The organism is Achromobacter ruhlandii, from assembly GCF_902859695.1.
GTDB classification, from domain to species: domain Bacteria; phylum Pseudomonadota; class Gammaproteobacteria; order Burkholderiales; family Burkholderiaceae_B; genus Achromobacter; species Achromobacter ruhlandii.
Genome location: NZ_CADIJL010000002.1, coordinates 228,339 through 252,865 on the forward strand (window position 1 = coordinate 228,339; position 24,527 = coordinate 252,865).

General features: G+C 69.4%; 11 protein-coding genes and 1 riboswitch. Of the genes, 5 read left to right on the forward strand and 6 right to left on the reverse strand.

Features of this window, described 5'->3' with window-relative positions; translation table 11 throughout:
- Window positions 1-49: 49 nt before the first annotated feature.
- Window positions 50-1,036: a Bug family tripartite tricarboxylate transporter substrate binding protein gene (locus HV742_RS03325; protein ID WP_175144453.1), complete on the reverse strand. Its 987-nt coding sequence runs from the start codon at window positions 1,034-1,036 to the stop codon at window positions 50-52.
- An 18-nt stretch (window positions 1,037-1,054) separates the two neighbouring features.
- A complete protein-coding gene (locus tag HV742_RS03330) occupies window positions 1,055-2,008 on the reverse strand; it encodes an alpha/beta hydrolase (RefSeq protein ID WP_175144454.1) in 954 nt (317 codons plus the stop codon).
- 110 nt (window positions 2,009-2,118) lie between these two features.
- On the opposite strand from HV742_RS03330, the gene HV742_RS03335 reads away from it, so the two are divergent.
- Both HV742_RS03335 and HV742_RS03340 read left to right on the forward strand, forming a co-directional pair.
- Window positions 2,119-3,036, forward strand: a complete 918-nt coding sequence (locus HV742_RS03335; RefSeq protein WP_175144455.1) for a LysR family transcriptional regulator — start codon at window positions 2,119-2,121, stop codon at window positions 3,034-3,036.
- A gap of 130 nt (window positions 3,037-3,166) precedes the next feature.
- Window positions 3,167-4,639, forward strand: a complete 1,473-nt coding sequence (locus tag HV742_RS03340; RefSeq protein ID WP_020928243.1) for a M20 family metallopeptidase — start codon at window positions 3,167-3,169, stop codon at window positions 4,637-4,639.
- A 45-nt stretch (window positions 4,640-4,684) separates the two neighbouring features.
- Here HV742_RS03340 and HV742_RS03345 read toward each other — a convergent pair whose 3' ends face one another.
- Together HV742_RS03345 and crcB are read right to left on the reverse strand one after the other, a co-directional pair.
- Complete coding sequence (locus HV742_RS03345; RefSeq protein ID WP_175144456.1) at window positions 4,685-5,065, reverse strand: hypothetical protein; 381 nt, start codon at window positions 5,063-5,065, stop codon at window positions 4,685-4,687.
- 128 nt (window positions 5,066-5,193) lie between these two features.
- The gene (crcB, locus tag HV742_RS03350; protein WP_175144457.1) at window positions 5,194-5,565 is read right to left on the reverse strand and encodes a fluoride efflux transporter CrcB; all 372 of its coding nucleotides are present in this window, start codon (window positions 5,563-5,565) and stop codon (window positions 5,194-5,196) included.
- A gap of 163 nt (window positions 5,566-5,728) precedes the next feature.
- Window positions 5,729-5,792: riboswitch (Fluoride riboswitch) on the reverse strand.
- Window positions 5,793-5,896: 104 nt separating this feature from the next.
- Here crcB and HV742_RS03355 point away from each other — a divergent pair.
- From HV742_RS03355 to HV742_RS03365, 3 genes are all read left to right on the forward strand, one after another.
- Window positions 5,897-6,454, forward strand: coding sequence for a DUF1415 domain-containing protein (locus HV742_RS03355; protein WP_059271290.1), 558 nt, complete (start codon window positions 5,897-5,899; stop codon window positions 6,452-6,454).
- 248 nt (window positions 6,455-6,702) lie between these two features.
- Window positions 6,703-7,695, forward strand: coding sequence for a Bug family tripartite tricarboxylate transporter substrate binding protein (locus HV742_RS03360; RefSeq protein WP_175144458.1), 993 nt, complete (start codon window positions 6,703-6,705; stop codon window positions 7,693-7,695).
- Between the two features lie 9 nt (window positions 7,696-7,704).
- Window positions 7,705-9,003: an alpha/beta fold hydrolase gene (locus tag HV742_RS03365; protein ID WP_175144459.1), complete on the forward strand. Its 1,299-nt coding sequence runs from the start codon at window positions 7,705-7,707 to the stop codon at window positions 9,001-9,003.
- Between the two features lie 84 nt (window positions 9,004-9,087).
- Here HV742_RS03365 and HV742_RS03370 read toward each other — a convergent pair whose 3' ends face one another.
- Window positions 9,088-9,846, reverse strand: a complete 759-nt coding sequence (locus HV742_RS03370) for a SapC family protein (RefSeq protein WP_054415748.1) — start codon at window positions 9,844-9,846, stop codon at window positions 9,088-9,090.
- A 10-nt stretch (window positions 9,847-9,856) separates the two neighbouring features.
- The gene (locus tag HV742_RS03375; protein ID WP_175144460.1) at window positions 9,857-24,520 is read right to left on the reverse strand and encodes a filamentous hemagglutinin N-terminal domain-containing protein; all 14,664 of its coding nucleotides are present in this window, start codon (window positions 24,518-24,520) and stop codon (window positions 9,857-9,859) included.
- Window positions 24,521-24,527: the final 7 nt, after the last annotated feature.

Below are 24,527 nucleotides of genomic sequence, written 5' to 3' on the forward strand. Positions count from 1 at the left end.
CGCCTGTAGCGCGGCGGGGCGGGCGCGAGACCGCTGGGGCCTGACAGCCTTACTGATCCAGCTGGATCTTGGCGTCGGCCGCCACGTTCTTCCACTTCTTCACGTCGCTGGCGATCACGTTCTTGAATGCTTCCGACGTGCCGGCCACTACCGTGCCGCCCAGGCTGGCCAGCTTGGCCTTGACCTCGGGGTTGTTGAGCGCCTTGACCGAGGCGTCGTGCAGCTTCTGCGTCACGTCCGCCGGCAGGCCCTTGGGCGCCAGCAGGCCGTTCCAGGCGTTGGCCTCGTAGCGCGGCAGGCCGGCTTCCTTGAAGGTCGGCGTGTCGGGCAGTTCGGGCGAACGGGTGTCGGCGGCGATGGCGATGGGACGGATCTGGCCGCCCTTGATGTACGGCAGCGAGGCCGGCACCGGCTCCCAGATCATCGACACCTGGCCGCTGATGACGTCGGTGAAGGCCGGGCCGGCGCCGCGATAGGCGATGTGCATGAGCTTGGCGCCCGTCATCGACTTCATCAGTTCCATCGCCAGGTTGCCCAGGCCGCCCGCGCCCGACGAGGCGTAGGTGTACTTGTCCGGGTTGGCCTTGGCGGCGGCGATCAGGCCGTTCAGGTCGGCGGCGGGGAAGTCCTTGGTCACGCTCAGCACGCCGGGAACAGTCACCAGCTGCGTGATGGCGGTGAAGTCCTGCGCCGCGTCGTAGGTCAGGTTCTTGTACACCGCCGGGTTGGTGCCGTGGGTGCTGGACGAGGCCAGCAGCAGGATGTAGCCGTCCGGCGCCGAATCGGCCACGAAGCGCGTGCCGATCGAGCCGCCCGCGCCGGCCTTGTTCTCGACCACCACGGTGGCGCCCAGTTCGGTGCCCAACTGCGCGGCGAACACGCGGCCGATGATGTCGGCGGTGCCGCCGGGGGCGAACGGCACGATCAGGCGCACGGGTTTGTTGGGGTAGTCGGCCTGCTGCGCCGAGGCCGCGCCCGCGATCAGCGAGGCGCCGCTCAGCAACGCCACGGCGATTGCGGTTTTGGTCAGTTTCATGGTGTCTCCAGGCGAAGGTTAGTCGAGGCCGTTGAGCCAGTCGACGATGAGTTCGGCGATGCGGTCGCTGTTGCGGTCCAGCATGCAGAAGTGGGAATTGCCGCCGATGCCGGCGGCGGGCAGGTCCAGCACGTCGGCGCGCCTGCCGGCCCGCCGCAGGGCGTCCCAGTAGGCGTCGGTCTGGGCGCGGTAGCGTTGCCAGGTGTCGTGCGGGTCGAAGTGGTCGCCCCATACCAGCAGGTGCGGGGGCAGGGGGCCGTCGACGCGCTCGGGCGTGCCGGTCGGTTCCACCGCCACCACCGCGCGGATCGGGCCGGGGCATTCGCGCGCCAGTTGCGTGGCGTAGCCCCCGCCCTGGCTGTGGCCGATGACGATGCAGGGGCCGGCCAGGTCCAGCAGTTCGCGATAGGCATCCAGCGCCATGGCGTCATGCGCCAGCCAGCGCGGCACGAACTGCTTGGCGAAGGTGTCGAAGGCCTCGGTGGGGAATTGCTGGGCGGGGTGCGCGCGGCGCGGCTGGCCGGCGGGCGCGTAGCCGCCGGCCGGGCCGACGCGGAACAGGTGCCAGGCCTCTTCCTTGGAACGGAATATGGGCGCCGCGTCGTAGATCTGCGGGTACATCGCCCACGAGGCGCGGCCGCGCTCGGGCGCGTCGGCCACGAACACGTCATAGCCGGATTGCAGCAGCCGCCATAGCCAGCCCTGGCGGCCGTCCGGGGTGCTCTCCCATTGCGCGCCGGTCATGCCGCCGCCGTGCCACAGCAGCACCGGATGCGGGTGGCGCGGCTCGGCCAGGCGGTATTCCTGCACGTACAACTGGCCGGCGCAGTAGCTGCCGTTCATGTCGATGGCGCGCGCGGCGCCGTTGCCCACCACTTGCTTGCGCAGCACCGGCAGTCCGCTGGCCGCGACCTCGCGGCCGCCCAGGAAGTGGCTGCGCAGGGATTTCAGCAGGACGGGGGCGTCGGACATCGGCATCTCCAGAAGACGCCGTAATACTAGTTGTAACAAGCGCGGGGTTTGTGCAAAATGCGCAGGGCCTGTGCCGATCCGGCACAGCCACACAAAAAGAGGGGAGACGGATGGATATCAAGTGGCTGGAGGACTTCGTGGCGCTGTCGAAGGCGCGCAACCTGTTCCAGGCGGCCGAGGCGCGCAATGTCACGCATCCGGCCTTCGGGCGCCGCATCAAGGCGCTGGAGGACTGGGCCGGCGTGCCGCTGGTCGAGCGCGGCCACCAGGTGTCGGCGCTGAACGCGGCCGGGCGCAGCATGCTGGCGGCCGCCATCGACGTGCTGGACATCCTGCGCGAGACGCGCCAGGGCCTGCAGAAGCCGGAACAGGAGCGTGTCCGCCGCATCGCCATCGCCTCTGGCAAGACGCTGGCGCATTCGGTGCTGCCGGGGCTGATGGCCAGGGTGCAGCAGGGCATGCAGCCGTTCCAGCTGAAGGTGGTCACCACCACGCTCAACTTTGGCATCGACATGCTGGCCGACGGCGAGGTCGATTTCCTGCTGTGCCACGCGCACGAGCCGCTGTACGCGCAGATCGACAACCCCAACTACCGCTTTCGCCGGGTCGGCGCCGACAAGCTGGTGGCGGTCAGCGCGCCGCTGGCGCCGGGCAGCCGCCATCCGCGCCATGCCGTGCCCAAGCTGGCCTCGGATCCCGCCGTGCCGTTCCTGGCCTACGCCGACAGCATGTCGCTGGGCCGCATCCTGCGCGATCGCCTGCGCGGCCTGTGCGTGCCGGCGCGGTTGCAGGCCATGTATGAATCCGACCTGGCGGACGCGCTGCATGCCATGGCGCGGCAGGGCTTCGGCCTGGCGTGGCTGCCCCACACGCTGGTCGAATCCGACCTGCGCGCCGGCGCCCTGGTGCGCGCCGACAGCGCGCGCAACGACATCCACATGGAGATCCGGCTGTACCAGTCGGTGGATAACGCCAAGCCGCTGGCGCGCCAGGTGTGGAGCCGGATCGAGGCGTATGCGGCGCGCTAGGGCGAAGGGCGGCGCCAGCCGGCACTGTTTTTCCGGCGCCGCGCGGCAAACAGGGACAAAAGATGCCGGCGGCGCCCGGCAGGCATAAAATGGCGGATTATTCCGCTTCCCGACCACAGGATCCCGCGCCATGAACGCACGCATCCCCGACGACGCACTTCCTCCTACCCTCGATCCGAAGGCTCTGCAGGCTTTTGTGGACGACAAGTGGGACAACGAGATCATCCCCGCGCTGACCGACTACATCGCCATCCCGGCCAAGAGCCCGGCGTTCGACGCCGACTGGGAAAAGAATGCGTTCATCGAGCGCGTGGTGCGCGACGCGGCGCAGTGGGTCGAAGCCCAGAAGGTCTCGGGCCTGAAGCTGGAAGTGGTGCGCCTGCCCGGCCGCACGCCGGTGATCTTCTTTGACGCGCCCGCCACCCGCAGCGACAACGGCGACACCGTGCTGCTGTACGGCCACCTGGACAAGCAGCCGGAATTCTCGGGCTGGCGCGCCGGCCTCGGCCCCTGGACCCCCAAGTACGAAGACGGCAAGCTCTACGGCCGTGGCGGCGCCGACGATGGCTACGCGGTTTACGCCTCGCTCACCGCCATCATGGCGCTGGACAAGCAGGGCATCCCGCGCCCGCGCTGCGTCGGCATCGTCGAGACCTGTGAGGAATCCGGCAGCTACGACCTGCTGCCCTACGTCGACGCGCTGCGCGACCGCCTGGGCAACGTGGCCCTGGTGGTGTGCCTGGATTCGGGCGCCGGCAACTACGACCAGCTGTGGATGACCACCTCGCTGCGCGGCATGGTGTCAGGCACGCTGGAAGTGCAGGTGCTGGACGAAGGCGTGCACTCGGGCGACTCCAGCGGCGTGGTGCCGTCGTCGTTCCGCATCCTGCGCCACCTGCTGGACCGCCTGGAAGACAGCGCCACCGGCCGCCTGCTGCCGCAGAGCCTGCACTGCGAAATTCCCGCCGACCGCATCGAACAGGTGCATGCCACCGCCCGCATCCTGGGCGACGAAGTGTGGCGCCGCTTCCCCTGGAGCTGCGGCGCCGACGGCGGCTTCGTGCTGCCCATGACCACCGAGCCGGAACAGGCCTTGTTGAACCGCACCTGGCGCCCGACCCTGTCGGTGACCGGCGCCGAAGGCCTGCCGCCGCTGTCCAGCGCCGGCAACGTGCTGCGCCCGCGCACCGCCTTCAAGCTGTCGCTGCGCCTGCCGCCGCTGGTCGACGCCGTCGCCGCCTCGGAGGAAATCAAGGCCCTGCTGGAAGCCGACGCTCCCTACAACGCCAAGGTCCTCTTCAAGGCCAACGAAGGCGCCGCCACCGGCTGGAACGCGCCGGCCTCGGCGCCGTGGCTGACCCAGGCGCTGGATGCCGCCTCGCAGCAGTACTATGGCGCGCCCTGCGGCTACATCGGCCAGGGCGGCACCATTCCGCTGATGAGCATGCTGCAGAAGGGCTTCCCCAAGGCCCAGTTCATGGTGTGCGGCGTGCTGGGCCCCAAGTCCAACGCCCACGGCCCGAATGAATTCCTGCACGTGCCCTACGGCAAGAAGCTGACCGCCGCGGTCGCGCAGACCATGGCGGCGATGCCGGCGGCCTGATCGGCGTTGGCGCAGGAAAGAAAGCCCGGCCTGGCCGGGCTTTTTTCATGGCGTCGCGGCGGCGCCGCGCGCCGAGGGGCGGAAGACCACGTGGAGCGAAGCGTTGGAGGTCACGCGCAGGATCACGTTCGCGCGCGGGCGGCCTGAAAGACGGTGGGCAAGCCGCCGCAGCAACAGCCGCAGCGAGACAAGCACGAACGCGGCTTCCACGAACACGAGGGTGAGCAGCGTGCCGGGAGATTCATTTTGGGGAGCGAGCCGCACGACGCTGTGCAATCCGTCGTCGGCCAGCAACGCCTGCATGCGCGCCGTCAGGCTATTCATGGCATCGATGTTCTCGATGTAGAAGTCTTCGCGCCGCCGTAGCAGCGCCGCCAGCGCTTCGTCGGACAGGTGGTCGGCGAAATAGGTGAGCGCGATGGCCATCCGTTTCTCTCGTGGGGGGCGTGGCGCCACGCTAGCACAGCCCCGTCTCGCGGCGCCACAGGCGCCGGCGATGTCGGACGAAAGGTGGACGGTGAGCGCGACCGTCAAGGGCGCCCCGGCCGCCGCCGTCACAGCGTCCGCACCAGCGCCATCGCCGCGAACAGCGCCGCCAGCCCCATCCCGAGCGACAGGCCGGCGTACAGCAGCGCGGTGCCGATGCGACCCTGTTCCACATGCAGCGCGGTCTCCAGCGCGAAGGTCGAAAAGGTGGTGAAGCCGCCGACGATGCCGGTGGTCAGGAACAGCCGGGTCGGCTGCGACACCGAGAACTTCAGCGCCAGCAGTTCGGTGATCAGCCCCATGACGAAGCAGCCGATCACGTTGGTGGCCAGGGTGGCGTAGGGGAAGGCGATCCAGCCCAGGCGCAACGCGGCCAGGCTCATGCCGTAGCGGGCGGCCGAGCCGAGGCCGCCACCGATGAAAACCAGCAATAGATTCAAGATTTCTCTCCAGGTGAAACGATGGAGAGCAACAGCCTGGGGCTTGTCCACGGGCCGCGCCGGTTGAAGGCGCGGGCGGCCTGCGACGAGGTCGCGGCCCGAAAAACAAGAAACCCGCCGCGGCGGGTTTTGTCCGGACGGCACCCGCTGCGGGCATGTTGCCCGGTCAGCAGGAGCCATCAGCCGAGGGATCGGCGGTTTTGGGAAGCTCCATTCCCATTGCGATCGATTGTATCCCAGGCGCGGCGGCAGGGCGTTGGCCCAGGGTGAACCCGGTCGCGGGGCCTTCCACCGGGTCGCCTATACTCGCGTTTTGCCAGGATGACCCGCCATGATTTCCACTTCCGACGCCTACGCCAACGTGGTTGCCGAAACCCGCCACTGGCTCACCCAGGCCGTGATCGGCCTGAATCTCTGTCCGTTCGCCAAGGCGGTCCAGGTCAAGGACCAGATCCGCTTTGCCGTCAGCGATGCGACCGATGCCGAAGGCGTGTTGACCGACCTGCAGGACGAGCTGGCGCTGCTGGCCGAGGCCGATCCGGAAAAGATCGACACCACGCTGCTGATCATCCCCGACGCGCTCGATGATTTCCTGGAGTTCAACGACTTCGAGGACCTGTCGGACCGCCTGCTCAAGCGCATGCGTCTGGTGGGCGAGCTGCAAGTGGCCACGTTCCACCCCGGGTTCCAGTTCGCCGACACCCAGCCGGACGATATCGAAAACTACACCAACCGCTCGCCGTATCCCATCCTGCACCTGCTGCGTGAAGACAGCATCGACCGCGCGGTCGAGTCCTTCCCCGACGCCGCCGAGATCTACGAGAAGAACATCGACACGATGCAGCGGCTGGGCCTGGAAGGCTGGAAGCGGTTGATGAGCAAGCCCTGAGGCGGGCTTTGCTCAGGTTCCAGGCGGACCTCTCCTGCGTGGGGCCGCGCAGGCGCGCGGCGCGGGGGCGAACCCGGCACCGGGATATCCCTAGATAGCCCCCGCGCCATATTGCATACAAGATACCGTCATTGAGACCCCCCGCCGTTCGGCGGGCGGCCTGTGCTTCCTTCCCCCCTTGTTCATCGCATGGCTCGCGCGGCCGCCTGTCGCGCGGACGTCGTGCGCGCCTGTCTGGAGAGAGCCTTATGCCGTTCACCCGCCGCCACGCCCTGGGCGCGCTTGCCGCGCTGCCGTTGCTGCCTCGCCTGGCGTTTGCCCAGGCCCAGGCCGATTTCCCCACCCGCCCCGTGCGCCTGCTGGTCGGCTTCGCGCCCGGCGGCCTGACCGACATCGCCGCGCGCGCGCTGGCCGAGCGCATGGGCAAGATCCTCAAGGGCAACGTGGTGGTCGAGAACCGGCCGGGCGGCCAGGCCATCATCGCCACCGTGGCGGTGGCGCGGGCCGAGCCGGACGGCTACACGCTGGGCTTTGCCGGCACCAACGGCATGATCCTGAACCCCTTGCTCTACAACAACCTGCCGTACCAGCAGTCGGACTTCAAGCAGCTGGGGTCGATGGGCAAGTCGCCGATGCTGCTGATCGTGCATCCGGCGCTGGGCGTCAAGAACGTGCAGGAATTCATCGCGCTGGCCAAGAAGAAGCCGGGCGACATCACCTGCGCCCATGCCGGGCGCGGCGTCATCAACCACCTGGCGCTGCTGCACTTCCAGTCCAGGACCGGCACGCAGTTCCAGGACGTGCCCTACAAGGGCAGCGGCCCGGCGCTGCTGGACCTGATGGCGGGCACGGTGCAGAGCACCTTCGATTTCCCGACCTCGGCGCTGCCCAACATCCAGTCGGGCAAGCTGCAGGTGCTGGCGGTGACGGCCGACCGGCGCCTGTCGAGCCTGCCCGACGTGCCGACCATGAAAGAGGCCGGCGTCGATGGCTTCGAGCTGTACACCCGCATGATGATCTCGGGCCCGGCGGCGATGCCGGCGGCGGTCGCCGCGACGCTGGAGAACGCGGTGCGCGAAGGCACGCGCGACCCCAGCCTGGTCAAGCAGTTCGCCGAGCAGGGGGTGACCGTGGAGTTCACCTCGTCGGCCGACCTGGACCGGGTCATCGCCGAAGAGTCCGCCCTGTGGGCGGGCGTGATCCGCGCCAACAACGTGCCCAAGACCGATCTGAAAGGCTGAGGACGCGCCATGACTGAAACAGCCCGCATCACCGTCAGTCCCGAATCCGCGCTGATCGACGTGCCGCGCGAGATCCGCATCGACGGCTTTCCCGCCTACGCCTTCGTCACCGTCACGGCCCGCATGTCGATGAGCGGCGTGCCGTGGCGCTCGCAGGCGGTGTTCATGGCCGGCCACGACGGCAGCCTGGACCTGGCGCGCGATTGCCCGGTGTCCGGCAGCTATGCCGAGCCGTCCGCCATGGGACTGGTGTGGTCGATGACCTGCGAGGAGATGGACCGGGTGGTGTTCCCGCCCGATCGCAGCGAGCCGCTGGTGATTGACCTGCACGCCACCGACGGCCAGCGTGAGGCCACCGCGCGGCTGGTGCAGACCTTCGTGGCCGAGGGCGTCACGCACCGCGCGGTGCGCGAGCAGGTCGGCGGCATGACGCTGTCGGGCGAGCTCTACACGCCCGCCGGCCCCGGCCCGCACCCGCTGGTGATCTACATGAACGGCTCGTCCGGCGGCGTCAACGCGCCGCGCGCGGCGCTGTTCGCGGCCCGCGGCTACCAGTGCCTGGCGCTGGCCATCTTCAACTACGACGGCCGGCCCAAGTACCTGAACGACATGCCGCTGGAATACTTCGAGCAGGCGCTGCGCTGGGCCCGCGCCGAACTCAAGCCGCGCGACGGCTTCGTGGCGCTGTCCGGCATCAGCCGCGGCGGCGAGACCTCCTTGCTGGTGGCGTCGCACTATCCCGACCTGGTGAGCGCGGTGGTGGCCTACGTGCCGTCGCCGGTGACGCACGGCGTGGTCAGCGCCGGCGAGCCGGGCACGGGACGCAATGCGCAGGTCTGGCGCAAGGGCGGCGAGCCCTTGCCGCACCTGTGGCAGGACAACCCCAGCGCCGATTGGGAGGCGGCCTACGCCTCGGATCCGCCGTACCGGCAGACCCATGCGTTCCTGAGCGCCAGCCGCGATGCCGCCGCATTCGAACGCGCCCGCATCCCGGTGGAACGCTATCCGGGCCCGGTGCTGCTGGTGAGCGCGTCGGACGACGGCTTCTGGCCCAGCACCGCGTATTCCGAGATCGTCATGCGCCAGCGCGAGGCGCACGGGCTGCCCACGTCGCATTACGTCTGCAAGGGGGCCGGGCATCATGTGCACTATCCGTGCCTGCCGGCCACGCTGATCAGCAAGCCGCACGCCATGTCCGGCCTGTTGCTGGACGCGGGCGGCACGCCGCCGGCCAACGCGGCCGGCAATGAGGGGTCCTATCGCGCGGTGCTGGCCTTCCTGGCGCGCGCGACCGGGCAAGGCCAGTAACGCACACGGCCCCGACCGGCGAGGCCGGCGGGGCCGTGGGGGCGCGGGCCGGCGCGTGCGCCGGCCCTTGAGCGTTCCAGAAGATCACGCCTCGGCGGCGGCTTCCTCGGTCGCGGCGACCGGCTGCACCTGATCGATCAGGCTGGGCCAGGTGTTGATCGACAGCAGGTGGCAATAGACCAGCGGCAGCCAGCCATTGGCGCGCCAGCGCAGGAATTCCGCTTCCGGCAGCTTGTTGAACTTGGCTTCGTCGATCACCTTGAAGCCGGACATGGCCAGGCGCTGGCCGTCGGCCAGGGTGATGTCGGCGCGGTTCTCGATCAGCAGGTCGGCGTCGGCCAGGGCGCGCGCGAATTCCAGCGTGTAGGCGTGCTGGTTCTGGTAGTCGCGGCAGAATTCCAGGGCGCTGCGGGCCAGCGCGGTCGGCTCGCCGGCCTCGTCGAAGAACGGGTTGTCACGGCCCTCGACCACCGCGGCGGCCTTCTCGTCGACGCACAGCGTGTACTGGCTGCGGTCTTCGTTCTCCATGAAGATGAAGGGATAGCGGCGCACGTAGGCCGGGATGTAGGTGCCGGGGCGCCATTGGCCCTGCGCGTCGACGAACAGGTTTTCCTGGCCGCGCACGCCCAGCACGGCGACTGGCGTGGGCTGCTCGCCATCGGTGAAGACGATGGGGAAGTGGCGGCACGCGGTCGGCAGCTCGGTGGCCACCAGCGGCACGGCGTTGGTCTTGGCGGCGTAGGCGAAGCCGGTATTGCCGGCCAGCGACAGGTTGGCGTGCACGCCGGCGGCGAGCGGACGGGGTTGTTCGTAGAACAGGGGAAGCGAGGTCTGCGTAGTCATGGTGTTCGGATCAGAGAGTTTGGGATTGGGTCTCGGTGTCGCGGCGCGCGTCGTCGGATGACGGGTTGCCCTCGACGGCCGGGCGCTGCGGATTGCCCCCGGTCGTTTGCAGCACCGGGTTGTTGCCGTTCGGCACGGTCAGGACCGCATTGTCGCCGGAAGGCAGCTGCCAGGAAAAGGCCGAAGCCACCTTCAGCACCTGCGGATCGGCATACGCGCCCAGCGCATCGGGGCCAAAGCCCTTGGACGGGACGGTGCCCTGGAACAGCGGGTTGGCGTTGGGGGTGGTCGGGATCACCGTGCGCGGCGCGGTCACCGCGGCCAGCCGGTCGATCACGTCGGTCGGACCCCAGGTGGCGCCGTTCATATAGTACGGCGCGCCCACCAGCGAGCTGCGGACCATGGTGGCGGCCATGGAACCGGTCTTGCCGCCGATGGCGCCCCACATGTCGGCCGAGCCGGCGTTCGGCACGGTCAGGCTGGCCACGTCCAGCTTGTGGCTCGGGTCGGCGTCGTTCAGGCCGATGCGCAGGGCGCCCACGCCGGAGGCCAGCGTCAGCGAGGTCTGCGGGCCGCTCAGGCCGACGGCGGTGATGTCGCCGTTGGTCTGGATGACCGCGTTGCCGCCTTGCAGCTTCGCCGGCACGCCCAGGTTGATGGGACCCTGCGTCACCAGCAATTGCGCCGGCAGCGTCAGCCCGGCGCCGCCGGTCTGGGTGAAGCCGGTGGCGGCCTTTACGGTGCTGCCCGCGCCAAAGGACGTGGTGCCGGTCGGGCTGGTGTTGGCGATGCGGATCGAACCCGTGTCGGCGGTGACGTCCTTGCCGAACGACAGCGTGCCGCCCGAGATGTCGATGCCGTCCGGGCCGGAGGCGCGCACCGCGCCGTTGTAGCTGGCGGTCTTGGCTTCCAGCTGCTGCACGCGATAGGCGCTGACATCGCCGTTGAACACGATGGTGTCGACGGCGCGCAGGGTCAGCGAACCCAGGCCGGTGGCGTCGCCCGCGACCTGGATGTTCTTGCCGGCGTTGACGTTCAGGTTGTTGCCGTTGCCGCCGTCCAGCTTGCTGCCCAGGATCACCGAGCCGGTGTCGCTGGTCAGATCGCGGTCGCCCTTCAGGGTCACGGCGCCGTTGTAGACCTGGTCGTCCGTGGTGTGCGTCTTGCCGCCGCCCAGGGTGGTGGCGCCGCTGACGGCCACGCTGCGCAGCGGCGTGGTGGCGCCGACGTCGCCCTGGATGTCGGCATTGCCGGCGATGATCAGGCCTTGCTTGCCCGATTCGGTGCCGTCGACGCCGGCCTTGAGCTGCACGTTGGTGCCGGTCAGGGTGGTGTCCACGCCGCTCAGGATGACGTGCTGGCCGTATTGCTGCGTGCCGGTGGTGTCCACCGAGCCGCCGTTGATCAGCACGTCGCCGTTGCCGCCGGTCTGCACCGAGGCGGCGCGCACCGGGCCGTCCAGCACGATGTCGCCCGCGGCGCTGACCTTCAGGTCGCCCAGGCGCGAGCCCTGGCCGACCGGGCCGGAGAAGGTCACCTCGCCTTGATTGGCCACGACCGTCAGGCCGTGGCCGCCATCGACCGCGCGGTCGAAGCCGATGTCGCCCTGGCGGCTGGTCACCGACACGTCGCCGCCCACGGTCACGTTGCCCTGGTACGACTGCTCGCCGTCGGTGACGATGCTGCCCGCGCCCAGCGTGGCGTTGCCCTTGACCGTCAGGCTGGCCAGCGGGTCGTTGGCGCCCAGCGGCCCCTTGAGCACGGCGTTGCCATCGATGGTCAGGTCGTGCTTGCCGTCGCCGCCGCCCAGCAGGCTGACGGTGCTGCCCTTGAGCACGGTGTCGGTGCCGAACACCGCGCGTTCGCCGTAGGATTGCGTGCCGGTGGTGTCCACCAGGCCGCCGTTGATCGCCACGGTGCCGCCGGCGCTGGTGCCGACCGAGGCGGCGTATACGGCCTTGTCGAAGGTGGTGGCGCCGTCGCTGTTGACGACCAGCGCGCCCAGGCGGCCCGTGGTGGCGTCGCCGACCTGTTCGGCAAAGCGCACGGCCCCGGCGCCGCTGCTGACCGTCAGGCCGCTGCCGTTGCCGCTGGTGACCGTATCGTTGAAGGTCACCTTGGCGTTGGCGGTGCTCAGCTGCGCATTGCCGGACAGTTCGACCTTGCCCAGGTAGGACTGTTCGCCCACCGTCTTGAGCGGGCCGCCGCCGAGCGTCGCGTCGCCGTCGACGGTCAGGTAGGCCAGGCGGCCATTGGCGCCGGCGCCCACCGGGCCGTTGATCGTGGCCGGGCCTTCGATGGTCAGGCCCTGGCGCTCATCGGTCGAGTTCGCGCCGCCGGCCAGGGTGACGCTGGCGCCCTTGAGCGTGACGTTGGCGCCCAGCGTGACCAGTTCGCCGAACCGCATGACGCCGGTGGTGTCGATGCGCTCGCCGCTGATGGTCACGGCGCCCGGGTCATCGGTCTGCACCGATGCCGCGTAGACCGCGCCATTGAAGGCGGTCGTGCCGGCCGTGTCGACCGTCAGGCTGCCCAGGCGTTGCGTGGCGCTGCCGACCGCGTCGAAGCTGACGTCGCCGCCGGCCGTGGACACGACGTGCAGGTCATGCGTGCCGTCCAGCGCGCCGTCGAAGGCCACGCCGCCGGTGGTGGCGCTCAGCGTGTGGTCGCGGACCAGCGTGACGGGGCCCTTGTAATGCTGGTTGCCGGTGGTGGCGATGCTGCCCGCGTTGAGCGTGGCGGCGCCGTCCAGCGTCAGGCTGGCCAGCTTGGTGGTGGCGCCGATGGCGCCGGTCAGCAGGGCCGTGCCGTCGATTTCCAGCGTATGGGCGCCGTCGACGCCGTTGGCCAGGGTGACGGTGGCGCCGGTCAGCACCGCATCGTCGCCCAGCGTCACGTGGCCGACGTAGGTCTGCGTGCCGCTGGTGGTGACGCTGCCGCCGTTGATGGCCGTGCCGCCGGTGCCCGCCTGGTTGAGCGAGGCGATGTCGACCGCGCCGCCGTAGGTGGTGGTGCCGCTGCTGGTGACGGTCAGCGCGTTGGCGCCCGACATGTCGCCGGTGAACGTGACCGCGCCGCTGCCGGTGGTCACGCTCACGGTGCTGGCCAGCGTGGTGGCGCCGTCGACGCCGAAGGCGCCGTTGGCGGTGGTGTACGCGCCGCGCAGCGTGGTGGCGCCGTTGTACTGCTGGGCGCCGGTGGTGGCGACCTGGCGCAGGTCGATGTTGTTGCCGGTGATGGTCAGGCTGGCCAGGTTGGAGGCATTGCCGCCCAGCGTGACGTCGCCGTCGCCGGCCACGATCACCGCCTGCTGCGCGCCGCCGTTCAGCGTGCCAGAGAGGGCGACCCCGCCATTGGCGCCGTTGGCCGTCAGGGTGCGCGTGCCGCCGGCCAGCGTGGCGTTGCCGGTGATGCCGATGGCGCTGCCGGTCAGGTCGCCGTTGAGGGTGACGTTGCCGGTGTAGGTCTGGCTGCCGCTGGTGTTGGCGGCGGCCATGGCGATGGCCGCGCCGCTCACGGACAGGTCATGCGCGTCGGCGCTGGCGATGTCGTGGCTGACAGTGACGTTGCCGGCGGTGGAGGCCAGCGCGACGTCTCCGCCGTTGCCGGCCGACAGGCCGACCGTGCTCGCCAGGTTGCCGGCGGAGGCGATGCCGATGTTGCCGTCGGCCGTCGCGACGCGGCCCAGCGTCAACGGACCGGAGGCGTCCACATAGATGTCGCCGCTGCCCAGGACATTGGCCTTGAGGTTGCGGGCCGACGTGGTGAAGTGGTCGGCCTGGGTGCCGATGCCGGTCTTGCTGGTCAGGTCCAGGCTGTTGGCCGTGAGGCTGTTGTCCAGCCCCAGCAGCGAGCCCTCGGCGGCGCTCAGGATCACGGTGCCGCTGGCGGCGCCGGCGTTGACGATGCCGATCTCGACATCGCCGTGCTGCGAGGTCAGCGCGATGGTGCGGTTGCTGCCGGCGGCGGTGGCCGAGGCGTTCAGCGAGCCGGTGGCCGTGGCGCTGATGTCGCCGTTGGCGGCGCTCAGCGATGCGTCGAGCGCGCCGGTGTTGGTCAGCGTCAGGTTGGCCGGCGTGCTGGTGCCGGTCAGGCTGGCCCCGATGGTGCGGGCTTCGGTCACCAACGTGGTGTTGCCGCCCGCGGCGCCGCTGCTGAAATTCAGCGTGGTGCCCTTGACGTTGATCGTGCGCGGCGCGGCGCCGGCCGCCACCACGTCCTGCGTGCCCTTGAGCGTGATGGTGCCGTTGGCCTGCACGCCGGCGCTGGCCAGCGTCAGCTTGCCGCCCGAGGACAGCAGCAGGTTGGCGGCGGTGTTCGACATGCCGCCGCTGGCGTCCAGATCGCCGGCCGTGGTCAGGTAGATCGAGCTGTTGGCGCCGCTCTGCTGGATGTTGCCGCTGTTGGCGCTGAGGGCCCGCGTGCCGATGTTGTTGACCACGATGACCGCGCCGTCGGCGGCGGTCGACAGGTTGCCCAGGGCGCCGAGGTTGGTGCGCAGCGCGATGCCGCCCGAGCCATTGCCCGGGTAGGCGGCCGAGCCGATGCTGCCGCCGGCGACGGCCGTCAGCGTGTTGCCCAGGACCAGGTTGTTGGCCACCGCGCCAAGGATGGAGCCGGCCGCATTCAGGCTGATGTCGCCGCCCGCCGAGGCGTCGATCGTGTTGACCGACAGGTCGCCGCTGGTGGTGGCGATCGAGATGTTGTTGCTGGCCGAGCCGTTGCGGCTGATGGCGCTGGTGACCAGGGTGGGGCCGGCGGTGGTGATGCCGATCGCGCCGTTCTGGGTGATGACCGAGGCCAGCGTGGTGCCGGCCGCGCGGTTGTCGTTCAGGTAGATCGAGCCGGCGCCGGTGACTTCCGCGGTGATGTAGGCGGCGGTCGTCTGCAGGTTGTCGGGCGAGCCGGCGGCGCCGCCGATGCCCGCGCCGGCCTTGAGCACCACGTTGTTGCCGATGATGCGCGTGGATTCCTCGCGGTCGTCGACGATGGTGCTGCCCGCCTTGCTGAAGTCGATATTGACGCTGCCGGCGCCGGCGTCGATGTTGCCGGCCACCAGCTGGCTGTTGGCGCCGTTGCCGGTGATCTTGATCGCGCCATTGGACGAGATCGCGTTGGCGATCTGCAGATTGCCGGCGGCGGCGATGTCGATGATGTTGCCCGACAGGTAGGAGTAGACGGAGTTATTGTCCGCCGCCAGGTACATGCCGCCGCTGGTGGTGGCTTCGACGCGCTGGCCGGTCGCGTTGATGCGGCCGTTGCTGGCGCCGATGGCGTTGGCGGCGTTCAGCGCCACGCCGTAGGCCTTGACGGTGGCGCCGGCCGCGTCGGCCAGGATCGAACCGTTCTCGGCGTTGAGCGTGACCTGGCCGTGGTTGGCGCCGGCCTGCACGTTCTTGACCGTGATGTTGCCCGAGGTGGTCTTGACCGAGATGTCGTTGCCGGTGGCGTCGGTGCCCGAGGTGACGCTGGTCAGCGCCAGGCTGCCGTTGCCGGTGATGCGCGTTTCGCCATTGGCGACCGAGGTCGTCAGGCCGCCCAGCAGGTTGCCGCTGCTCTCCAGGTAGAGCGAGCCGTCGCCGGTGACGGTGGCCGACACCGGGCTGTTGGGCGCGGCGATCTTGATGGCGGCGTCGCGCGTGCCGATACCGTTCTGCGCCGTCAGCGTGATGGCGCCGGCGCCCGCGCCCGAGAGCGTGCCGCCGCCGTACAGGATGCTGCCGGTCTGGGCGTTCAGGGTCAGGGCGTTGCCGGTGCCATAGCTGACCGTGCCGACCAGGATGTCGCCCGTGGTGGTGGTGACCGACAGGTCGCCGCCCGCGCGCAGGTTGCCGAGGTTGATCGAGCCGGTCTGCTTGAGCCAGATGCCGCCCGAGGCGGTGGCGGCGATGTTCTTGACCTGGGTGTTCAGCGCCAGGCCGGACGAGCCGATGGTGTTGGGCGTGTCGCCCGACCCGGTGGACAGCGTCAGGTCGCCGGCGACGATCTTCGAGGAGGCGTTCAGGCCCTGGATCGAGCCGCCCGTGTAGTAGTACGGATTGGTCGACAGGGTCACCGAGCCGTTCTGCGTGACGTCGATGTCGTGCAGCTTGATCGCGCCCACGGCCTGGTAGGTGAAGTTCAGGCCGGTGGTGTCGCGCACCGTGGTCAGGGTGGTGACGTTGCCGGTGTCGGCGCCGCTGAACGTCAGGTTCTGGGCATCGATGGTCAGGAAGCCGGCGCTGCCCAGGTTCGAGCCCTGCGCGTTGGTGCGGATGATGGTCAGGTCGGACAGGTCGGCCAGGTTATCGACGTAGATGCTGCCCGGCGTGGCCATCGTCAGCTTGCCGGTGTTCAGGTGCAGGCGCGCCGAGTTGGACGCGCCGATCGTCGCGGCCGTGCCGTAGTTGGCCGTCAGGTTGACGCTCTTGCCGGTGACCAGGTTGCTGTTGTTGATGCCGGTGATGCTGCCGCGCGCGGTCGACAGGGTGACGGCGCCGTCGGTGGACGTGACGGTGCCCACGGTCAGGTTGCGGCCGTTGCTGCCGGTGTCGGCGGCCAGCGTGATGTCGCCGGCCGCGGTAACCGAGGTTGCCTGCAGGCCATAGGTCTCGTTCAGCGCGATGCTGCCATCGGCGCGGTCGGTCTTGGTGGCGCTGAGCGTGACCGTGGTGGTGCCGCCGTTCAGGGCATTGGTGCGGATGGCGCTCTTGTTGCCGATCGAGCCGTTGGCCGTCAGGTTGACGGTGGTGGCGTTGTTGATCGTGCCGCTCAGGATCGAGCCGCCGGTGTTGTTGACCGAGAAGGCATTGCCATTGGTGTTGACCGTGCCCAGCTCGATGTCGCCGACGGTGTTGCTGACCGAACTGGCGCCGGTCGAGGTCAGGCTCGGCAGGCTGGTGTTGCCCTCCACCGTGATGAAGGCGCCGCCGTTGTCGGCGCGGCCGCTCAGCGTGCTGACGCGGGTGTCGATGGCGTTGCCGGTGCCGGCGGCGCCGATGGCGTTGGCCGCCGTCAGGGTCAGGCCGGCCGCGTCGATCTTGCTGTTGGCGTCGCCGTCGCCCAGCAGCGAGCCGCCGCGCGAGTATAGCGCCACGTTGTCGTAGCCGACATTGATCGCGCCGACGGTGATACTGCGGTCGCTGGTCACGCTCAGGTTCAGGCCGCCCGCGTCCTCGATCCTGGTCAGGACCAGGCCGGCGCTGCTGCCGCTGCCGCCGTCCGCTGCCTGGAACACGATGTTGCCGCCGTCGCGCGTGGGCGAGTTGATGCTGTAGCTGCGCGCGCTGTTGCCGGTGGAATACAGCGTCAGCGCGTCGATGTGGCGGTCGGAGTCGATGTACACATCGCCGGCGTTCTGGATGTTCACCAGCGGCGCCGACAGGTTGATCTCGCGGCCCACGGCGCCGATGGCGCCCGAGCCCTGGGTGGTGATCTGCACCGACGCGGCGGTGATGCGCTGGTTGTCGTCGGCGCTGCCCAGGATGCTGTTGTTGCTCGACAGGCGCACCGTGCCGTTCTCGGTGGTGTCGATGATGCCGATGTCCTGGCCAACGTTGCTCGACAGCATCAGGTTCAGCCCGGTGTTGTCGCGCACTTCGTTGACCTGCAGGCGGCTGCCGTTGTGGGCCACGTCGAACAGCAGTTCGTTGGAGAGGATCTGGTAGGTGGCCGCCGACGAGCCCGTGGCGTACAGCGACAGGCTGGCCAGGTCGCGGTCGTTGTCCAGGTAGACGTGGCTGCCGGCGGTCAGGTACAGCTCGCCGGTGGTGGTGTGGATCGAGCCCGAGTTGTCGCCCGACGCCACGCCGATCTGGCCGCTGGCGCCCAGCGTGACCACGTCGCCGGTGATGTGCGAGGTCGGCGTCAGGTTCAGGATGTGGGTGTTCGAGCCAAAGGCGCCCAGGCTCACGGTGTTGGCCGGGCCGACGTCGACGTTGCCGACGTACAGCGTGCGGTCGCCGTTGAACGAGAAGTTCAGGCCGGTCAGGTCGCTGACCTCGGTCATGGTGTAGACGCCGGCGTCGGTGACGTTGAACGTCAGGCCCTTGGCCGCCACCTGCACCACGTTGTCCACGGCGCTGTTGGCGTGGTTGGCGGTGATGTTCAGCGAGAACAGGTCGCTGGCGTTGTTGATGTACAGGTTGCCGCCCGACTGCGTGGTCAGCTGGCGGGTGTCGGTCTGCATCGCGTTGCCGGCGGCGCCGATCGACTGCGTGGCCGTCAGCGTCAGGACCGGCGTGACGAAGCGGCCGGCGCCCTGCGTGATCGAGCCGTTGGTCACGTTGACCTGGGCCGAGCTGGTGGCGCTGTTGTCCAGCAGCGTCAGGTTCTTGTTGTTCGACACCCACAGGCTGCCGCGGACGTTGGACGAGAGCGAGTCGACGCTGACGAACAGCGGCTGGTTGGTGGCGTAGGTGCCCGTGACCGAACCGGCGTTCAGGGTCAGCGCGCCGGTGGTGATGTTGGGCGAGCTGGCGCTGGAGCTGTTGCCATAGATGGTGCCGTTGCTCGCCAGCGTCACCGAGCCGCCGGCGGCGGTGCTGACGTTGTTGACCGTCAGCGCGCGGTCCGACGAGATCGACAGCGCCAGGTTGCCGGTATTGGTGATGTTGTTGAGCGTCAGGCCGGCGACGCCGGTGGAGTCGCTCAGCGAGAACGCCGTCATGCCGCTGGCGCTGATGTTGTACGTGTTATTGATCGAACCGCTGCTGCTGTTGTGGTTGGCCGTCAGCGACAGCGCGGTCAGCGCCTTGTTGTTGGCGACGGACACGTTGCCGGCCGAGGCGATCGACAGGTTGGACGCGCTGGTCTGCGCCGAGACGCTGCCATTGGTGCCGAGCGCGCTCAGGCTGACGTTGTTACCGGTGATCAGGCCCGAGCCGCCGATGGTCGGGGCCAGGTCGGTGTTGGCGTAGCGCGAGGTCAGCGACACCGAGCCGGTGCCGGTGTTGATGGCGTTGGCGGTGATGGCGGTATCGGTGTTGATGGTCAGCGCCGCGCCGGCCATGCTGGCGCCGATCGACAGGTTGGTGCCGCCGGAGATGGCCAGCGTCTGGCTGCCCAGGCCGCCGAAGGCGTAGCTGTTGGTGTCGAAGTTGACGCTGCTGCCGGCGTCGCGGCGCGACAGGTACAGGTTCAGGCTGTTCAGCGCCAGCCCGCCGTTGTTCAGGTTGATGTCGCCGTTGTTGGTGATGGCCAGGTTGCTGGTGCTCAGGCGCAGCGCGCGGCTGCCGGCGCCGATGGCGCCGGTGTTGGCGTCGCGCGCGGTGTAGCTGTCCGAGCCGGTGGCGGACAGCGTGACGCTGCCGGCCGTGATGCGGCCGGTGCCGCCATCGCTGGTGATGCTGGAATAGACGCCGCCGCCGGCAGTGGTCAGGCTGACGGAATTGGTGGCGGTGATGGCGCCGACCTGGATGTTCTTGCGGCCGCTGAAGCTGAAGTCGGTCAGGCCGCCCGTGACCTGCTCCAGGTACTGGGTGGTGCCGTCGTCGCTGAGGGTGATGACCTGGCCGGCGCCGCCGCCGATGGCGAAGGTGCTGGCGCTGCCGGCGTTCTTCAGGCTGTTGATGGCCAGGCTGCGCAGCACGGTGTCGCTGCCGACATACATGTTGTTGCCGGCGGTCAGGCTGAGCGCCGAGGTGCCGCTCAGGGCCAGCGCGCCGCCCGTGATGGACGAGCCGATGGAGCCGTTCGCGCCGGCCGTCAGCGCGACGGTCGCGGCGCGGATGACGCCGGGGCTGGCCGGATTGTCGTTGCTGATGTTCTGGGCCGATGCCAGGCTGACCTTGCCGTTGGCGCCCGCGTCGATGTTGCCGACCAGCAGGTTCTTGTTGTTGGCGGTGAAACCGAAGTCCAGATTGGTCGAGCTGGCGATGTCCGTCAGGTGGATGCCGAGGCCGTCGTCCGTGAGCGTGAAGGCCGTCAGGTTGGGCGCGGTGATGCCGTACACGCCATTGGCCGTGCCATTGCGCGTGACATTCAATCGCGTCAGGCCGGTGAGGCTGTCCACGGCGATGTTGCCGCCGCTGGTCAGGCTGACGTCGGGCGCCTGCAGCGTCAGCGCCGCGCCGGCCGCGCCGATCGCGCCGCCCGCCGTCAGGGCGATGTTGCTGGCGCGGATCACGGTGGCGGCATCGCCGTCGTCCAGCAGCGAGCCGCCAGAATTGGTGAGCGTGGCCGCGCCGCCGGCGCTCAGGCTGCCGATGGTGGTGGTGCCGGAGGACTGGGTGTAGCCGATCTGGCCGGTGCCGGCCTGCAGGCGCGTCAGCTTGATGTTGCCGGTGGTGCCGTTCAGGTAGATGTCGGTGCCGGCGGTGGCCTGCACGTTGGCCTGGCCCGCCGCGCCCACGCCGACATAGCGCAGGGTGCCGCCGTACACGCCGCCGATCGTGCCGGCGGCCGACAGCGTGATGTCGTTGGCGCCCGCATAGACCCCGCCGCCGTTGCCGTACAGCGAGCCGTTGGCCACGTTCAGCGTGACGTTGCCGGCGTTGCTGCGCACCGTGCCGGACAGCAGCGCGTCGCCCTGGCGCAGGTCGATCTGCACGGCGTCGCTGGCGGTGATGTTGTTCAGGGTGACGATGCCGGTGTAATTGGCGTAGCCGGTGGGATTGGGCAACTGGACATAGAAGCCGCCATTGCTCGCCGTGCCGCTCAGGTAACCGGTCAGCACGTCCAGATAGCCCGTGCCGGTCGCGCCGACCGCCTTGCCGGCGATCAGGTTGACCGAGTTGGCCAGCAGGCGGGTCTGCTTGTTGCCGTCGTCGCGCAGGTCGCCCGCGGCGTTCAGCGTGATGCTGCCGCTATAGCCGGCGTCGATGCTGCCGACCGTGATGTCGCGGTCGCTGTTGAAGCTGAAGTTGACCCAGTTGCTGTCGCGGACCTCGTGGATCGTGTGGCCGCCGACGTCGTCGGTGATGTTGAACAGCAGCGACGGCGCGCGCACGTCCAGCGTGTAGCGGTCGTCCACGTCCTTGTGGCGCGCGTACACCGTCAACGAGGTGAGGTCGGCGATGTCGGTGGCGTAGAGGTTGCCGCGCGTGTCCAGCGTCAGGCCCGGCGCGTTGACGGCGACGAAATTGGCGCTGGTGCCGATGTCCTGGGCGGCCCGGAGGCTGACGTTGTTGGCGGTGACGCGCGTGTCGGCGATGCCGTCGTCCAGGATGCTGCCCTGGTTGGAGACCAGCGTGATGTTGCTGCCGGCGCGCAGGTTGCCCAGCTTCAGGCTCTGGTCGCCGGTGAACGAGAACTGGCTCAGCAGCGAACTGTAGACCTGGCGCAGCTCGTAGGCGTTGCCCAGGTCGTCATTGACGTCGAAATTCAGGAACGGCGCGGCCACCTGGATGGTGTTGCGGCGGGCCGGGTCGGCGTGCGCATTGGTGATGGCCAGGTAGTTCAGCGTCTTGGCGGGATTGTCGACGTAGATGTCGCCGCCGCTGCCCAGCGTCAGGCTGGTGGTGGCCGTCGTGAGGTGGTCGCTGGCCGTGCCGATGTGTTGTTGGGCTTGCAGGACGATGCTGTTGCCCGCCAGCGCGCTGTTGGCATTGGCGCGCACGATATTGCCGCCCTGCGCATTGAGCGAGAGCGTGCCGGTGCCGGCATCCAGCATGTTGGCGCTCAGGTTCGCCACGCCGGTGACGAAGATGCCGTTATTGGCCTTCAGGTCGTCCAGCAGCACCGAGCCCTGGGCCTGGTTCAGGTAGATGCTGCCGCCGGTGGCGTTCAGCACGCCGGCGGCCGTGCGCAGGTAGGTGCCCGCGGTGCCGACGGTATAGCTGGTGTTGGCGGCCGGGGCCAGCAGGGTGACGACGTTGCCGGTGATCAGGGAGGCCGAGGTGCCGGTGATGTTGCCGGCGCGCGCGGTCAGCGTGACATTGCCGGCGCCCGCGTTGATCTGGCCGGCGACGATGCTGTTGCCGGTCAGGTTGATGGCGCCACCGCCGGAGCCGACGTTGTTGGCCGAGACGCTGCCCGCGCCGGTGATCACGATCGGACCCGTGTCGGCCTGCGCCTGCGTGATGTTCAGGTTGGCGCTGGAGCTGTCCAGGTAGACGCCGCCGGCGCCCGCCGTGGCGGACAGGGTGTTGGCGTTGGTCTTGAGCGCGCGCGCGGCGCCGCCGATGATGCCGCGCTCGGCCGACAGCGTCAGCGACGCGGCGGCGATGCTGGTGGCGTCGTTGCCATCGTCGACGATGTTGCCGAGGAACGAGGTCAGCGTGGCCGAGCCCGCCTTGATGTCGCCCAGGGTCAGGTGGCCGCTGGTCTGCGCGACCAGGTTGCCGGTGGTGTCGATCGCCTTCAGGTTCAGCGGGCCGCTGTTTTCCACGTACACGCCGCCGCTGCCGCTGGTCGCGATCAGGGCGGCCGTCTGCGTGCGCAGCGCCTGCGCCGACGAACCGATGGCGCCGGCGCGGCCATCGCTGCCGGCGGCGCTCAGGGTGATCTGGCTGGCGCTCAACTGTCCCGTCGGGGTGCCGAGGATATGGCCGGCCGTCGACGTCAGCGCCAGCGTGCCGGCGCCCAGCGCCACGTCGCCGACGGTGATGGTGCGGTCGCCGGCGAACGAGAAGTTCAGGCCCGACTGGTTGACCGTGTTCAGCTGGTAGCCGCCGTTGTCCTGCAGGGCGAAGGCCAGGCCCGGCGAGGTCAGCAGGAAGCTGTTGTTGACGTTCGGTTGCGCGTGACGGCTGGTGATGTCGAGCGAGGTCAGGGTCTGGCGGTTGGCCACCGCCAGGTTGCCGCCGGTGGCCAGCGACAGCAGCGCCGTCTGGGTGTTGACCGGGGCGGCCAGGTCGCCGATGCTGCCGCCGCTGGCGTCCAGCTTGACGCTGTTGCCGGCCACCACCTGGTTGGCGCCGCCGGTGTTGCGGATCGAGCCGGCGCTGGTGCGGACCAGCGCCGCGCCGGTGCCGGCGTCGATGACGTTGGCCAGGTTGATGTCGCCGGTGGCGTTCAGCGTGATCGCGCCGCCGCGGCTGGTCAGCTTGCCGATGTTGTCCAGCGTGCTGCCCACGCCCAGCGCTTCCAGCGTGATGGAACCGCCCTGGGTGCTGATCTCGGTGTTCGAATTCTCGAAGCGGATGCCGCCCGTCTGCGTCGAGCGCATCGTGAAGCTGTGGCCGGCGGTGGTTTTCAGGTTGATCGCGGCCATGTCCGCGACCGTGATCTGGCCGGTGGCTTCCAGCTTGATGTTGGTGGTGCCGGCCAGGCTTTCGAGCAGGCCGCGCGACACGGTGTTGTTGGCGGTGTTGGCGTCGCCGCCGTTGATGGTGCCGTCGCCGGCCGCGCCGTCCTGCGAGCCGCCGCCGCTGGCGGAGTCGACGATGCGCAGGTCGGTCGGGTCGATCAGCAGCAGGCCGGTCTTGCCCTTGGGCGCGCGCAGGTCGGCCGATCCGGTCAGGCCGATGTTCTTGTTGCTGGAAACTTCGGCGAAGCCGCCGTCGCCGCCCTGGGCGCCGCCGCGCGCCGACAGGCTGCCGGCGAACGCGGTGGCGTCGTTGGACCACATCGTGACGCTGCCGCCGTTGCCATTGATGAGCGCATCGGCCTTGAGGGTGGCGCCCGCCGCCACCTTGACGGTCGACGACTTGCCGCTGAACGCGGCCGAGCCGTTGTCGGGCGCGACGCCCAGGCTGCCCAGCGCGATCTCGCCGCCGCCGGCCGCGCCGGACACGTCGATGGCGGCGCCGCGCGCCACGTTGACGTGCTCGCCGGTCACCACCACCTTGCCGCCGCGCTCGCCGGCGTTGACGCCGGTGGCCTCGACCGTGCCGGCCACATTGACCGTGCCGGCGTCGCCGCCGGACAACACGATCTTGCCGTTCTGCGTGCCCACCGCCTTGGCGCTGACGATGCCGTCGGTGTTGACCACGTTGTCGATCACGCCCTTGACCGCGCGCGCCGTCATCAGCACCGTGCCGCCGTCGGCGCGGATCACGCCGTTGTTGGCGACCAGCGCCGAGACCGGCTTGCCGTCAGCGTCCTTGGGCAGCTCGCTGACGGCCGAGGTGGCGTCAAAGCTCAGCAGGCCGTCGCCGTGGAAGTCGACCGTGACGGTCTTGGCGCCGGCCAGGGCCACGCGGCCCAGCTTGGCCTCGATCACGCCCGAGTTGCGCACCGCCGGCGCCACCAGCACCGCCAGGCCGCTGTCCTTGATGCTGATCGTGCCTTCGTTCACGATCATGGCATTGGCCTTGGACGAGGGCTGGTCGAACTTGTACTTGCCCGCCAGGAAGTCCTTGTCGCTGATGTTGGCGGTGGTGGCGACCAGCCCGCCCACGTCCACGCGCGCGCCCTTGCCGAACAGCACGCCGTTCGGGTTGACAAGGATCACGTTGCCGTTGGCGTTGAGGCGGCCGAAGATGGCCGACGGATCATTGCCGACCACCCGGTTCAGCGTGACGCTGTTGCTGCCCGGCTGACGGAAATTGACCGTCTCGTTGGCGCCGATGCTGAAACCCTTCCAGTTGATGATCGCCTTGCCGGTCGACTGGTTGATGTCCAGCGTGCCGTTGCCGCGGTCATTGATGGTCGCGCCGCCGGCCACGACGTTGCCGCCGGTGGGGTTGGCGTGGGCGCCGCCGGAGACCAGCGAGCCGATCACCATCGCCAGGGTGGTGAGCGCGGGCAGGGGCGGGGCCTTCAGGGCCTGGCGGCGGGCGGATTGGGCGAGGATGCGGGATTGACGAGTCATGGTCGGT